The organism is Pseudonocardia lacus (assembly GCF_018531445.1).
Taxonomy (GTDB): domain Bacteria; phylum Actinomycetota; class Actinomycetes; order Mycobacteriales; family Pseudonocardiaceae; genus Pseudonocardia; species Pseudonocardia lacus.
In genome coordinates this window covers 23,091-36,805 of sequence record NZ_JAHDTH010000061.1, presented here as the reverse complement: position 1 = coordinate 36,805, position 13,715 = coordinate 23,091, and the positions used below count along the sequence as shown (strand labels likewise).

The 13,715-nt window shown below is 75.5% G+C and carries 16 protein-coding genes; 6 read left to right on the top strand and 10 right to left on the bottom strand.

Going from position 1 to position 13,715, the window contains the following annotated elements; all coding sequences use genetic code 11:
* Positions 1-263: 263 nt before the first annotated feature.
* Genes KIK08_RS15480 through KIK08_RS15470 form a run of 3 tightly spaced genes read left to right on the top strand, consistent with a single transcriptional unit; the run spans position 264 to position 4,277 of the window.
* Positions 264-749: a nucleoside deaminase gene (locus KIK08_RS15480; protein WP_308257657.1), complete on the top strand. Its 486-nt coding sequence runs from the start codon at positions 264-266 to the stop codon at positions 747-749.
* A 37-nt stretch (positions 750-786) separates the two neighbouring features.
* A complete protein-coding gene (locus KIK08_RS15475) occupies positions 787-1,575 on the top strand; it encodes an FAD binding domain-containing protein (RefSeq protein WP_214403844.1) in 789 nt (262 codons plus the stop codon).
* Positions 1,572-4,277: a molybdopterin-dependent oxidoreductase gene (locus KIK08_RS15470; RefSeq protein WP_214403843.1), complete on the top strand. Its 2,706-nt coding sequence runs from the start codon at positions 1,572-1,574 to the stop codon at positions 4,275-4,277. The genes KIK08_RS15475 and KIK08_RS15470 overlap by 4 nt, the downstream gene beginning before the upstream one ends.
* Positions 4,278-4,339: 62 nt before the next feature.
* Here KIK08_RS15470 and KIK08_RS15465 read toward each other — a convergent pair whose 3' ends face one another.
* A complete protein-coding gene (locus KIK08_RS15465) occupies positions 4,340-4,693 on the bottom strand; it encodes a DUF3618 domain-containing protein (RefSeq protein WP_214403842.1) in 354 nt (117 codons plus the stop codon).
* Between the two features lie 125 nt (positions 4,694-4,818).
* The gene (locus tag KIK08_RS15460) at positions 4,819-5,973 is read right to left on the bottom strand and encodes a malate/lactate/ureidoglycolate dehydrogenase (protein ID WP_214403841.1); all 1,155 of its coding nucleotides are present in this window, start codon (positions 5,971-5,973) and stop codon (positions 4,819-4,821) included.
* Between the two features lie 9 nt (positions 5,974-5,982).
* Between KIK08_RS15460 and KIK08_RS15455 the strand changes: the two genes are divergently transcribed.
* Positions 5,983-6,783 (top strand): dienelactone hydrolase family protein, encoded by an 801-nt coding sequence (locus KIK08_RS15455; RefSeq protein WP_250557067.1) that lies wholly within the window; start codon positions 5,983-5,985, stop codon positions 6,781-6,783.
* Between the two features lie 62 nt (positions 6,784-6,845).
* On the top strand, positions 6,846-7,181 hold the full coding sequence (locus KIK08_RS15450; RefSeq protein ID WP_250557066.1) for a DUF6295 family protein: 336 nt from the start codon (positions 6,846-6,848) through the stop codon (positions 7,179-7,181).
* A gap of 48 nt (positions 7,182-7,229) precedes the next feature.
* On the opposite strand, the gene KIK08_RS15445 is transcribed toward KIK08_RS15450, so the two are convergent.
* The 8 genes from KIK08_RS15445 to KIK08_RS15410 all read right to left on the bottom strand — a co-directional run bounded on the left by KIK08_RS15445 (position 7,230) and on the right by KIK08_RS15410 (position 12,303).
* On the bottom strand, positions 7,230-7,412 hold the full coding sequence (locus tag KIK08_RS15445; protein ID WP_214403840.1) for a hypothetical protein: 183 nt from the start codon (positions 7,410-7,412) through the stop codon (positions 7,230-7,232).
* Positions 7,413-7,522: 110 nt separating this feature from the next.
* A complete protein-coding gene (locus KIK08_RS15440) occupies positions 7,523-7,726 on the bottom strand; it encodes a DUF2795 domain-containing protein (RefSeq protein WP_214403839.1) in 204 nt (67 codons plus the stop codon).
* A gap of 91 nt (positions 7,727-7,817) precedes the next feature.
* Positions 7,818-8,621, bottom strand: a complete 804-nt coding sequence (gene surE / locus KIK08_RS15435) for a 5'/3'-nucleotidase SurE (RefSeq protein ID WP_214403838.1) — start codon at positions 8,619-8,621, stop codon at positions 7,818-7,820.
* Positions 8,622-8,650: 29 nt separating this feature from the next.
* Positions 8,651-9,163 carry a Dps family protein gene (locus tag KIK08_RS15430; RefSeq protein ID WP_214403837.1) on the bottom strand — a complete coding sequence of 171 codons (513 nt, stop codon included), beginning with the start codon at positions 9,161-9,163 and terminating at the stop codon, positions 8,651-8,653.
* 104 nt (positions 9,164-9,267) lie between these two features.
* On the bottom strand, positions 9,268-10,221 hold the full coding sequence (locus tag KIK08_RS15425) for a TIGR03557 family F420-dependent LLM class oxidoreductase (RefSeq protein ID WP_214403836.1): 954 nt from the start codon (positions 10,219-10,221) through the stop codon (positions 9,268-9,270).
* Positions 10,222-10,297: 76 nt separating this feature from the next.
* The gene (locus tag KIK08_RS15420) at positions 10,298-10,852 is read right to left on the bottom strand and encodes a DUF3618 domain-containing protein (RefSeq protein WP_214403835.1); all 555 of its coding nucleotides are present in this window, start codon (positions 10,850-10,852) and stop codon (positions 10,298-10,300) included.
* On the bottom strand, positions 10,849-11,289 hold the full coding sequence (locus KIK08_RS15415) for a phage holin family protein (RefSeq protein ID WP_214403834.1): 441 nt from the start codon (positions 11,287-11,289) through the stop codon (positions 10,849-10,851). Before KIK08_RS15415 ends, KIK08_RS15420 begins: the two co-directional genes overlap by 4 nt.
* Positions 11,290-11,421: 132 nt before the next feature.
* Positions 11,422-12,303, bottom strand: coding sequence for a manganese catalase (locus KIK08_RS15410; RefSeq protein ID WP_214403833.1), 882 nt, complete (start codon positions 12,301-12,303; stop codon positions 11,422-11,424).
* Positions 12,304-12,434: 131 nt separating this feature from the next.
* Here KIK08_RS15410 and KIK08_RS15405 point away from each other — a divergent pair, with 131 nt between their 5' ends.
* Positions 12,435-13,709 carry an amidohydrolase family protein gene (locus tag KIK08_RS15405; protein ID WP_308257656.1) on the top strand — a complete coding sequence of 425 codons (1,275 nt, stop codon included), beginning with the start codon at positions 12,435-12,437 and terminating at the stop codon, positions 13,707-13,709.
* Positions 13,710-13,715: the final 6 nt, after the last annotated feature.

Genomic DNA, 13,715 nt, shown 5'->3' with positions numbered 1-13,715 from the left:
TATCCACCGCAGCCCTTGTGTTGATCTTCTTCCTTCGTCAGAAGCATGATCAACCAGGGGCTGCTCCCATGATCACCCGGGGTCACCTGAGCGCAGCGCCGGGACCCACGAGGTTAAAGATCAAGCTGAAGGCAGGGCCCACCCGATCGGGGGGCGCACGACGTCACGAGTGCGTTAATCCGGGAGCGGGGCCGAGACGGCCTCGGCGCGCGACCGCCGCGGAGGAGGCATCCTGGACCATTCCGCCGTTGCGAGGAGTTCCCGTGCCCGACACCGATCCGCGAGCCGACCGGACCTGGCTGGCCGCCGCCGTCGACCTGGCCGTGCGCAACGTCGCCGAGGGTGGCGGCCCGTTCGGCGCGGTCGTGGTGATGGGCGGCGACCTGATCGCCGAGGGCCAGAACCGGGTCACCCGCGACAACGACCCCACCGCGCACGCCGAGGTCGTGGCGGTCCGGGCCGCCTGCGCGAAGCGCGGCGACTTCTCGCTGCCCGGCGCCACGCTCTACACCTCGTGCGAGCCCTGCCCGCTGTGCATGGCCTCGGCGCTGTGGGCCCGGCTCGGCCGGGTCGTCTACGCCGCCGACCGCTACGACGCCGCCCGGGGCGGCTTCGACGACCTGGCCTTCTACGAGCTGTTCGGGCGCGACCGGGACACCTGGGACACCAGGGTCGAGGCCGTCGCGCTGGACGGCGCCGTCGCCCCGTTCGACGCGTGGCGGGACAAGGCCGACCGGGTGGCGTACTGAGCCCGACCTGACAAGCACCGACCGGACAGAGAGGACGATGGACCTGCACACCGTGGGCGCGCTGCACCGCCCGACCGACCGCGCCGGCCTCGACGCCCTGCTCGGCCCGGGCTCGGCCGTGCTCGCCGGCGGCACCTGGCTGTTCTCCGAGCCGCAGCCGCACCTGGCCGCGCTGGTCGACCTGACCGGGCTCGGCTGGCCCTCGCTGGTCACCGGGTCGGACGGCGCGCTGACGATCTCGGCCACCTGCACCCTGGCCGAGCTGGCCGCGGCCGGCCCGGCGCTGTTCCGCACCTGCTGCCGGGCGCTGGCCGGCTCGTTCAAGATCTGGCACACGGCCACCGTCGGCGGCAACGTCTGCCTCGCGCTGCCGGCCGGGCCGATGACCTCGCTGTGCGCCGCCCTCGACGGCGTCGCCGAGCTGTGGGGGCCGGGCGGCTCGGTCCGCCGCGTCCCGGTGGCCCGGTTCGTCACCGGCGTCCGCACCACGGACCTGCGTCCCGGCGAGGTCCTGCGGTCGGTGCGGCTGCCGGCCGCGGCGCTGGCCGCCCCGACCGCGTTCCGCCGCGCCGCGCTGACCGCCCAGGGGCGGTCGGGAGCCGTCGTGATCGGCCGCCGCGACCCGGACGGCGGGCTCGTGCTCACCGTCACCGCGGCCACCGAGCGACCGTTCCGGTTCGCCTTCGCCGCGCCGCCCCGCGAGGCCGAGCTGAGCGCGGCGCTCGCGACGGTCGAGCGCTGGTACGACGACCCGCACGGCGCCCCGGACTGGCGCGCCCACGTCACCGGTCGGCTGGCCGCCGAGGTCGTGGACGAACTCGCATGATCGAGATCGACGGCGTGCCCGCCGACCGCGACCCGCGCCCTGGCCAGTGCCTGCGCACGTTCGTGCGCGAGCAGGGCCACAGCGCGGTCAAGAAGGGCTGCGACTCCGGCGACTGCGGGGCCTGCAGCGTGCTGGTGGACGGCACGCCCGTGCACTCCTGCGTCTACCCGGCCGCGCGCGCCGACGGGCGCTCGGTGACCACCGCGGCCGGCCTGGGCACCCCCGACGACCTGCACCCCGTCCAGCGCCGGTTCGTCGACGCCGGCGGGTTCCAGTGCGGCTTCTGCACCGCGGGCCTGGTCGTCACCGCCGCCGCCCTCGACGCCGAGCGCCCCGACGGCCTCGGCGACCCTGACGGCGCCGACCTGGGCCACCTGCTCAAGGGCAACCTCTGCCGGTGCACCGGCTACCGGTCCGTCGCCGACGCGCTCGCCGGCGGGGTCAACACCGAGAAGGACGGCGCCGCGCCCGGCCGCTCGCTGCCCGCACCGGCCGGCGTCCGGGTGGTCACCGGTCGCGAGCCCTACACCCTCGACGAGCCGCCGCCGGGCGTGCTGCACCTGTCGGTGCTGCGCAGCCCGCACGCGCACGCCCGCATCCGCTCGATCGACACCGCGGCGGCGCGGGCGCTGCCCGGGGTGCACCTGGTGCTCACCCACGCCGACGTCCCGCGGGTGCACTACTCGACCGGGCGGCACGAGAACCGCCACGACGACCCGGACGACACCCTGATGCTCGACGCGATGGTGCGCCATGTGGGGCAGCGGGTCGCCGCCGTGGTGGCCGACTCGGTGGCCGCGGCCGAGCGCGCGTGCCGGGCGATCGTCGTGGACTACGAGGTGCTGCCCGCCGTGCTCGACCCGCTGGCCGCGCTGGCGCCGGGGGCGCCGCTGCTGCACGCGGACAAGGACCGCGCCGCGGGCATCGCCGACCCGGGCGCCAACCTGGTCGCCGAGCTGCACGGCGGGGTCGGCGACGTCGAGGCCGGTCTGCGCGCGGCCGCGGAGGTCGTCGAGGGCACCTGGACGACCCAGCGGGTCTCGCACGGGCAGCTGGAGACCCACGGCACCGTGGCCTGGCTCGACGAGGGCGATCGGCTCGTCGTGCGGACCAGCACCCAGGTGCCGTTCCTGGTCCGCCGCGAGCTGGCCCGGGTGCTGGGCCTGGACCACGCACGGCTGCGGGTGCTGACCGCGCGCGTCGGGGGCGGGTTCGGCGGCAAGCAGGAGATGCTCACCGAGGACCTGGTCGCGCTGGCCGTGCTGCGCCTGCGCCGGCCCGTGCAGTGGGAGATCACCCGCACCGAGTCGCTCACCGCGCTGCCCTGCCGCCACCCCATGCGGGTGGGGGTGCGGGTCGGCGCCACCGCCGACGGCGTGCTCACCGCGCTGGCCGTCGACGTCCTGTCCGACGCCGGCGCGTACGGCAACCACTCGGTGGGGGTGCTGTTCCACGGCTGCCACGAGTCGGTCGGGCTCTACCGCTGCCCGAACAAGCGGGTCGACGCCCGCGCCGCGTACACCAACAACGTGCCCTCGGGCGCGTTCCGCGGCTACGGCCTGGGCCAGGTGATGTTCGGCATCGAGTGCGCGCTCGACGAGCTGGCCCGCAGGCTCGGCATCGACCCGTTCGACCTGCGCGCCCGCAACGTCGTCGTCCCCGGGGACCCGATCGTCGCCGCGCACGGGCCCGACCCCGACGACGACCTCACCTACGGCTCCTACGGCCTGGACCAGTGCCTCGACATGGCCCGCGCCGCCGTCCGGGCGGGCGACGACGTGCCCGCGCCGCGCGGGCCCGAGTGGCGGGTGGGGGAGGGCATGGCCGCGGCCATGATCGCCACCGTGCCCCCGCGCGGGCACCTGGCCGAGGCGTCGGTGACGCTGGAGCCCGACGGGCGCTACGCGGTCCGGGTCGGCACCGCCGAGTTCGGCAACGGCACCAGCACCGTGCACACCCAGCTGGTGGCGACCGCGCTGGCCACCGAGCCCGACCGGGTCCGGCTCTGGCAGTCGGACACCGACGCCGTGGGCCACGACACCGGGGCCTTCGGCTCGGCCGGCAGCGTCGTCGCCGGCAAGGCCGTGCACGCCGCCGCGCTCGCCCTGCGCGAGCTGATCGCGCGGCGCGCGCCCGGCGAGCTCGGCCCGCTGGGGGTCCAATCGGGCGCCGGGTTCGTGCCGCTGACCGCGATCGCCGGCCCGGACGGGCTCACCGCGCGGGCCACCCACGACGGCACCCCGCGCTCGGTGGCCTTCAACGTGCACGCCGTGCGGGTCGCGGTGCACGTCGGCACCGGCGAGGTCCGGTTCCTGCGCTCGGTGCACGCCGCCGACGCCGGCACCGTGCTCAACCCCGAGCAGCTGCGCGGCCAGATCGAGGGCGGTGTGGCCCAGGCGCTGGGCACGGCGCTGTTCGAGGAGCTGCTGGTCGACGAGCACGGGGCGGTCACCACCGGGGTGCTGCGCAACTACCACCTGCCCCAGTTCGCCGACGTGCCGCGCACCGAGGTGCTGCTGGCCGCGACGAGCGACCGGTTGGGACCGTACGGGGCGAAGTCGATGAGCGAGGCCCCCTACAACCCGGTCGCCCCCGCCGTCGCCAACGCCGTGCGCGCCGCCATCGGGGTGCGCCCCCACGCCCTGCCGATGACCGCCGACCGCGTCTGGCGGTTGGCCGCGGGCGGTCAGCACAGCAGGTAGTCGCGCAGGGCCGGCCGGCGGTCCCGGACGTCACGGCGCCCGGGTACCTGCTGAGCGGGTGCTCAGCCCCGCGATCCGCGGCGGGCCCTGGCCAGCCTGGCCAGCACGACCAGCACCCCCACCCCGGCCACCGGGGCGATCACCCCCGGGCGCCGGGTGCTCGCGACGATCCGCTCCGCGGCCGCCTGCAGCCGCGGTCGGGGGTCGAGCCGGGCGACCAGCTCGGCCAGGGTGGCGGCGAGCTCGTCGCGGGCCTCCTCGACCCGCTGGACCTGCTCCCCGGTGTGCAGGTCGACCTCGGCGCGCAGCTGCTCGGGCGTGGCCGCGCTGCCGTCGACGTAGGGCCGGCGCGGGTCGATCGGGACGACGACGCCGTGCTGCTGCTCGGACCCTCGGTCCGATCCCTGGGTGCTCATCGCACTCCCTCGCTAGCGCTCGGTCGGCGCTGCGCGGGCGCTGTATCGGATGATTCGCTCGCAGGCTCGCTCATCGCTCCACCTCTCCTGCCGGGCCCGCCGCGCGGGCGCGGATACGTGTCCTCTTACCCGGCCGCCGCCACCTCGACCCCGAGCTCGGCCGCGGTGCGCCGCAGAGCGGCCCACGTGCTCGCCGGCAGCGGCACGCCGGCGGCGATGCGGGCCGCCCGGGTGCGGGCCTCCGGGTCGCCGGGGGCCAGCACCGGCTCGGCCGCGTCGGCCGGCCGGGCGGAGAGCACCCAGTCCAGGTACTCGCGCCCGATCCGCTCGAACTCCTCGCGCGTGCCGAAGTGCTCGGGCGACAGGTACACCGAGAGCATCCCGTTGGCGATGCCGGGCGGGCCCCCCGGCGGCCCGGCGCAGCCGCCACCGGTGAACGCCCCGGCCAGCAGCTCGACCACCAGCGCCAGCCCGGAGCCCTTGTGCTCGCCGAAGGCCCGGATCGCGCCGGTGCCGTTGGCCGCGGACCGCAGGTCGGCATCGGCGTAGTCGCCGTAGAGGACGCGCGGGTCGCCGGAGCGCTCGCCGTCGGCGGCGATGAGGGCGTCGGGCGGGAGGGGCTTGCCGCCGTGCGAGGCCACCTGCACCTTGCCCTCGGCCACCAGCGACGTGGCGAAGTCCAGCACGATGGGACGCCCGGGCAGCGGGACGCCGATCGCGACCGGCGCGGTGGAGAACCGGCGCTCGACCGCGCCGAACGGGGCCACCAGCGCGGAGCGGGCCACGTTGACGAAGTGCAGCGAGATGAGCCCTTCGGTCAGGGCGGTTTCGGCGTAGAGCCCGACCCGGCCGATGTGGCCGGCGTTGCGCAGCGCCACGATGCACGAGCCCTGCGCCCGTGCCCGCCGCACGCCCAGCGCGACGGCTTCGGTGGCGACCGTCTGGCCCAGGCCCGAGCGGCCGTCGAGCACGACGAAGGCGCCGCCGTCGGTGACGACCTCGGCGGAGCGGCCGGCGTGCACGTAGCCGGCGCGCAGCCACTGCACGTAGAGCGGCACGCGCACGACGCCGTGGCTGTCGTGCCCGGTCAGGTTGGCCCCGACGAGGTCGGTGGCCACGCGCTCGGCCTCGGCCGGGGCACAGCCCGCCGCGGCGAAGATGTCGCGGACCGTCGCGGTGAGCGCGTCGACCGGGACCACCTCGACGCCGCCGTCCGTCCCGCCGGTCGCCCCGCCGCCCACGCCGCCCGTCGCCGCGCCGCCCACCCCGTTGCCCGCCACGGTGCCAGTATGGCGATCTACGCCGGCCGTGGGGGCCGGTGCGACGCGACGGGAATCGGGGGTGCCGGGGTGCGCGACGCGCTGCGGGCGGGACTGGTCACGATCACCGGAGCGGGTGGCGACGCCATCGACGCCTACCTGGCTCACCCGATCGACGGCCCTCCGACCGGTGGGGTCGTGGTGATCCACCACATGCCCGGCTGGGACGCGGCCACCAAGGAGATCACCCGCCGGTTCGCCGCGTGGGGCTACGCGGCCATCTGCCCGAACCTGCACCACCGCGACGCGCCGGGCGCCGACCCGGACGACGCCGCGGCGGCCTCCCGGGCCGCGGGCGGCGTGCCCGACGAGCGCATGCTCGGCGACGTCGGGGCCGCGGTCGAGCACCTGCGCGGGCTGGGGTCGTCCAACGGGAAGGTCGCCACGATCGGCTACTGCTCCGGCGGGCGGCAGTCGGTGCTGGCCGGCTGCCGGCTGCCCGTCGACGCGGCCGTGAACTGCTACGGCGCGTTCGTGCTCAGCGCGCCGCCGTCGGCGCTCGGGATCGACTGGGACCCGATCGGCGACGCGCTGGTCGACCTGCGCTGCCCGGTGCTGGGCCTGTTCGGCGACGAGGACAAGAACCCGACGCCGGAGGAGGTCGCCGAGCTCGACCGGATCCTCACCGAGCACGGCAAGGAGCACGAGTTCCACAGCTACCCCGACGCCGGCCACGGGTTCTTCGCCGTCGACCGGCCCTCCTACCGCCCGGTCGCCGCCGTGGACGGCTGGGCGAAGGTCCGCGACTTCTTCGGCCGCCACCTGTCCTGACCGACCGATCCACCGACCCGAGCCCACCGACCCGAGCCCCCGACCCATCCCACGGAGTCGCCATGTGCACCTACAACACCGAGCAGACCGACATCGAGGGCAGCGCGAAGGGCCGGGCGGGCTGGGTCCCGGTGACCCGGGCGACGGTCTACTACGACCACCCCGTGCACGCCCGCGCCGACCACGCCCTCAACATCGACCTGATCGACCCGGCGCGGGGCCCGGGCGACCGGGTCGCGCTGGAGCTGACGGCGCGGTCCGCGCTCGCGCTGGTGGACGCGATCCACGCCGCGCTGGCCGCGGTGCCCACGGCGATCACCGGACTGCCCGAGGAGACGGCGCGGCGGGTGGCGGACCTGGCCGCGCTGGCGGCCGAGCGCGCGGCGGAGGCGGCGTAGAGGATCCGCTCGGGCTGTCGGCTCGGGCTGTCGGCGGGGATTGCCGGCTCAGCCCAGGCGGGGGGCCTCGTCCTCGTCGGGCAGGCCGGCGTCGCGCGACTGCTCCAGGACGTCCTCGATCGGGGCCTCGGTGTCGGGGGTCGGGGCGTCGTCGAGCGGGCGGTCGTCGTGCTCGGCCACGTCGCGCGACTGCTCGGCGACGTCGGCCTCGGGGCGTTCGGCGCTGCTCATGGCTGCTCCTCGCGATCGGGTGGGGGCCTTCGCGGTGTACCTACCCGCGGTCCCGGTCCGCAACACCGCGCGCCCCGGCACGGTGGTCCGGCCCGGGGGCGCGCGGCCCGTCAGCCGTCGGTCGGGCCGCCCAGCTGCCCGGACAGGTGCTTCATGACGCCGTTCGGCCCCTCGACCTCGGGCAGCCCGCGCAGCGCCGAGACGAGATCGTCGGGGGCGCTGTTGCTCTCGGCCAGTTCGGCGAGCCGCTCGCCGTCCATCGGGTAGTCCGCGCCCTTGAGGGCCTTCTGCACTTCGGTCACCTGGAATGCCATGGCGGGCGCGTACCCCGCCGGGCGCGCGCCACGCCCGGCGGCCACCCCCGATCCGGTCGATCATCCGGTCGACGATCCGGACGCCGATCGGTCAACGCCGTGCGGCGACGTCCGGACGCACCCGGTCGCCGAAGCGCAGCGCGCCGTCCTCGCGCAGGCCCTGCAGGGCGGTCAAGGTGGCGTGGCCGCGGGCCAGCAGCACGCGGTCGCAGTCGGGGTCGTCCTCCTCGTCGCCGGTCTCGACCTCGCGCAGCTTGACCCCGGCGTCGCCGATCTCGTCGACCACGCTCTGCACGACGCCGCGCTGGGCCAACGAGGCCTCGCGCAACCCGCGCACCTCCTCGACGGGCAGGTCCGGGACGTTGAGCGACAGCGTGGTGCTCTCCGGGCTGTCCATGAGGAGTTCCAGCACGTGGGGGAGGTGCGCGACCACGGAGTCCCAGTGCGGGTCGCGCGTCGGGTGCAGGGGCACGGCCAGCGACACGGCCAGCCCGCGGTGCTCCAGCAGGCCCGCGGTCAGGGCGGCGCCGACGGTGCCCGAGTGCAGCACGGCGCGCCCGACGTTGGCGCCCCGGTTGATGCCCGAGAGCACCAGGTCCGGCACGGGGTCGAGCCAGCCGTGCAGGCCGAGCACGACGATGTGGGCGGGTGCGGCGCGCACCGCGTAGGCCTCCACGTCGGGCAGGTCGTCGAGGGTGACCCGCTCGATGACGGTCCGCCCGTCCTCCTGGACGGCGTTGATGGAGGCCGACGCGCCGGAGTACTCGCGGTCGGGCGCGGCGACGACGACGTCGAGACCGGCGTCCCGGGCGGCGGCGGCCAGCGCCACCAGCCCGGGGGAGCCGATCCCGTCGTCGTTGGTGATCAGGGCACGGGTGCGGGAACGCTCGGGCACGCGCCCGTGTACCCGCTATCGGCCGGGGGTCACACCGGCCGCGGGTCGGCGGGGTCGGCCTGCTCGTAGCCGGCGTTCTGGGCCTGCCACATCCAACGCGCCTCCTCCAGGGCGGCGGTCAGCGCGATCAGCAGGTCCTGGCTGACCAGGTCGGCCTTCTCGGTCTGCTCGATGCGCGAGCGCACGCCGCGCACCACCACGTCGATCGACTCGAAGACCCGCCGGACGACGTCGCGGTCGCTCACCCAGCCCGCGGCGAACTCCGGGACCGCCGAGGCGGCGGCGACGGTGCGGGTGCGCGCGTCCGGGGAGACGCCGATCGCGGCGAGCCGCTCGGCGACCTTGTCGGAGTAGCTGCGGGCGGTCTCGACGAGCTCGTCGAGGTGCAGGTGGACGTCGTGGAACTGGCGCCCGACCAGGTTCCAGTGCGCCTGCTTGGCCACCAGGGACAGGTCGACCAGATCGACCAGGGTCGCCTGCAGGGCGTCGGCGGTGATGTCGCGCTCCTGGTCGCCGAGGGGGCTGGTGATGGGCTGGGCCATGGCTGCTCCTCTTCCCGTTCGCTCGAACCTCTTCTTGACTGGTTCAACATCAGGCGGGTCCGCGATCATCCGCCCGGCGTCGGGGAGTGAGCCGCGCAACAGCCTCAGCGCAGCTCGGGCAGCACGTGCTCGGCCCAGCCGCGGAAGAACCCGTCGTGGTCGTCGCCGACCTGCTGGACGTAGACCTCGTCCACGCCCGCGTCCAGGTAGGCGCGGACCTGCTCGACGTGCGCCTTCGGGTCGTCGCCGCAGACGATCGCCTCGGTGATCGCCTCGCGGGGGACCAGCGTCATGGCGTCGGCGAAGTCCTGCGGGCGGGGCAGGGTCTGGGCGAGCTGACCGGGCAGCAGGTCGTTGGCCCACAGCCGGTGCGCGGTGTCGATCGCGCGCTCGCGGTCGGCGTCCCAGCTGACCTTCATGCCCGCCTGCACCGGCTTGGCGCCGCCGCCGGACCCGCGGAACGTGCGCACCAGGTCGGCGTCGGGGCTGACGGTGCAGTAGCCGTCGCCGATGCGCCCGGCCAGCTCGGTGGCCTGCGGGCCGAACCCGGAGACGTAGATCGGGACCGGCTGCTCGGGCCGGGTGTAGATCCGGGCCTCCTGCACCTCGTAGAACTCGCCGTGGTGGCTGACCTGCTCGCCGCGGTGCAGCAGCCGGATCAGCTCGACGGCCTCCTCCAGCATGGCCAGGCGTTGCCCGACCGAGGGCCACGGGTCGGCGAGGATGTGCTCGTTGAGCGCCTCGCCGGACCCGACGCCCAGCACGAAGCGGCCCTCGAGCTGCACGGCCGCGGTGGCGGCCGCCTGCGCGACGACCGCGGGGTGGATCCGCATGGTGGGGCAGGTGACCGAGGTGGTGACCGGCAGCGACACGGCCTCGGACAGGGCGCCGATCACCGACCACACGAACGGGCTCTGGCCCTGCTCGTCGTTCCACGGGTGGAAGTGGTCGGAGATCCACAGCCGTTCGAAGCCCGCGCGCTCGGCCGCGCGGGCCTGCGCGACCAGCTCCTTGGGTCCGTACTGCTCGCAGGACAGGAAGTAGCCGATGCTCGCCATGCCCTGCCACGTACCCGGGCGGGATCGCGTCAACCGCCGGCCGACCGGGCGGCACCGGCCGGTCGGCCCGGGCGGGTCAGCGCCTGCGGCGGCGCCGGCGCACCACGAAGAAGCCCAGCAGGACCCCGCCGACGGCGGCGGCGATCAGCTTCGGGCGGCGCTCGTCGTCCCGCGCGGCGGCGCGCACCTCCTCGATGGCGGTGCCGGCCTTCGCCCTGGCCTGCTCGACGGCCGGCCCGGCCTTGATCCTGGCCTGCTCCACCGTCGGCGCCGCCTTGGTCCTGACCTGCTCGACGACGGGCGCGGCCTTCGTCCTGGCCTGCTCGACGACGGGGCCCGCCTTCGTCCTGACCTGCTCGACGACCGGGGCGGCCTTCGTCCTGGCCTGCTCGACGACCGGGGCCGCCTTGGTCCTCGCCTCGCCGAGCACCTCGGCGACCTTCGCCTTGGCCTGTTCGACGGTGGCCCTGGCCTGGTCGACGGCCTGCTGCCTGCTCGCCTTGACCCGCGCCTGCACGTCCAGCCGGGCGGCCAGCTCGGCGGCGGTGTCGCCCAGTTCGGCGCGCTCCTCGGCGATCCTGGCCCGCAGGTCGTCGGCGTCGGGGGCGGCGGTGGAGTTCGGGTCGCTCATGCGTGCACCCCGGTGCTCGGGCCGCCGTGCGCGGCGGCCTTGACGGTCTCGACGTCGCGCTTGGTGCTGGCGATGGCCTGCTCGGGCACCGGCGGCGTGGCGGCCTGGAAGCGCTTCTTGGCGACCAGCGCCAGCACCCCGCCCACCGCGACCAGTACCACGCCGATGATCAGCGCGGACGCCCAGACCGGCAGCACCAGCGCGAGCGCGGCGACGGCCGCGGCGATCAGGGTGAGCCCGCCGCCCAGGGCGAGCACCGCTCCGGCGCCGGCCAGCCCGGCGCCCACGCCCATGGACTTGGCCTTGGTGGTCATCTCCGCCTTGGCCAGCGCCACCTCGTCGGTGACGAGGGTGCGGGTCTGCTCGGTGAGCCGGCGGACGAGGTCGGAGGTGGACAGTTGCTCTGGCGGACTCTCGCCGGGGTGCGGTGAACTCATGGGCTTGTGTTACCCGCTGGCGCCGCTCGGTACCCCTGACCACGCGTTCGGTCGAACGGCCGGAGCCCGGCCCACCCGCGTGCGGATGAGCCGGGCTCCGGCCGATCAGCTCCAGCCGATCATCTGCGGGTTCTACTCCCGGTTGAGCTTGTCCTGCGCGAGCCCGGCCACCTTCTCCACGGTGTTGGGCAGCTCGGTGGTGCCGTAGAGGCGGCTGTCCGGGTGGGTGGGCGGGGGCATCGGCGCCGACGTCGTCGGCCCGTCGTGGTAGGTGAACTCGCCGTTGCCGTCGGGGCTCGGCCCCTTCGCCCAGCGGCCTTCGCCGGCCTGCTGGCCGTCGCTGAAGTTCAGGTACTGGTAGGAGACCTCGGTGAACTCCTTGTTCTGCGGGAAGTTGCTCGGGGTCGGCAGCTTCTCCGAACCCTCCTCCTGCAGTTCCGCGGCGGCGGCCAGCCACATGTTCTGGTGCATGGTGTCGCGGGCCAGCAGGAACGACAGCAGGTCGCGCACGCCGTGGTCGTCGGTCATGTGGTAGAGCCGGGCCACCTGCACGCGGCCCTGCATCTCGGCGTTGGCGTTGGCGGTGAAGTCCGCGAGCAGGTTGCCACTGGCGGTGATGTAGCTGCCCTGCCACGGGTTCCCGTTGGAGTCCACCGGGCGGGCGCCCGCGCCGGCCACGATGGCGTGCTGGACATCGGTGCCGCCGATGATCGCGGCGACGGTCGGGTCGTCCTGGACCGCGTCCTCGGTGATCCCGAGCGGGGACTTCTCCAGCAGCTGGGCGATCATCGTGGCCAGCATCTCGACGTGGCCGATCTCCTCGGCCGCGATGCCGAACACGAGGTCGCGGTACTTGCCCGGGATGTGCATGTTCCATCCCTGGAAGAAGTACTGCATGGCCACGGTGATCTCGCCGTACTGGCCGCCGAGCACCTCCTGCAGCTTGCGGGCGTAGACGGCGTCGGGCTTGTCCGGGGTGGACTTGAACTGCAGCTCTTGGCGGTGCAGAAACACGTGCTGCTCCTCTTCGGTGCTGATCGGTCGTGGTCGTGGAGACGTCCCCGGCACGACGGCGGGCAAACGCCGCCGCGGCGGCGGGCTCGCGATTGCGACGTTCGGCCGGCCCTCGTGCTAGAACTCGCCCGGTGCTGACGGTGCGCGGGGCCGAGCTGGTGTGGACGGGGTCGGCCGAGCGGCCCGGGGCCGAGGTCTCGGTCGGGGCGGACGGGCTGGTCGCGGACGGTCCGGTGGGCGGTGACGTGCTCGACGCCTCCGGGTGCGTGGTCACCCCCGGTCTGGTCAACGCCCACCACCACCTGCTGCAGACGGCCTTCCGGACGTTGCCGGGCACCCGCGGCGTGCCGATGCGCGAGTGGCTGCCGCGGATGGCCGCGGCCTACGCCGCGGTCGGCGTGGACGACGAGCTGGCCCACGCCGCGGCCGCGGCCGGGCTGGCCGAGGCGCTGCTGTGCGGGGTCACCACCGTCGCCGACCATCACCTGACCTGGCCGGCGTCGACCGGCGACGGGGTGGGGATCGCCCGGGCGGTCGCCGCCGCCGCGCACGGGCTCGGGGCGCGGCTGGTGTTCGTGCGCGGCAGCGCCCGCGACGACCCGCAGTCCGCCGCGGCCTCCGCCGACGCGGTCGCGTCCGCGCTGGCCGACGACCCGCTCGTGCAGGTCGCGGTGGGTCCGGCCGGCGTGCACAGCGACGCCGCGGAGACGTTCGCGCTGCTGGGCGAGGTGGCGGCGCGCCGCGGCCTGCGCCGGCGCACCCAGGCCAACGAGCAGGTCGACGTCGAGGTGGCCGCCCGGCGCTACGGCCGCCGGCCGCTGGAGCTGCTCGACGAGTGGGGCTGGCTCGCCCCTGACGTCACGCTGGCCCACCTGTGCGCGATCACCGACGCCGAGCGCGACCGGGTGGCCGCCGCCGGCGTGTCGGCCACCCACGCGCCGGGCTGCGACCTGCCGATGGGCTGGGGTGTCGCGCCGATGGCCGCGCTGGCCGACGCCGGGGTGGCGGTCGGGCTGGGGACCAGCGGCGGGGGCAGCAACGACGCCGGGCACCTGCTCGCCGACGCCCGCCTCGCGCTGCAGGTGGCCCCGCTGGTCGGGCGCCCGGTGTCCGCCCGCGAGGTGCTGGGCTGGGCCACCGCCGGGGGAGCTGCCGGGCTGGGCCGCCCGGAGCTGGGGTCGCTGGAGCCCGGCTCGGCCGGCGACGCGGTCTGCTGGGACGTCACCGGCGTCGCCGACGCCGGGGTGGCCGACCCGCTGGCCGGGCTGCTCTGGGCCGCCCCCGGTCGGCGCCCCCGGCACGTCGTCGTGGGCGGGCGGGTGGTCGTGCGCGACGGTGAGCTGGTCACCCGTGACGAGCGCGAGGTCGCCACGACCCTGACCGCCCTGCTCACCCGCCGTGGGTGAGCGCCG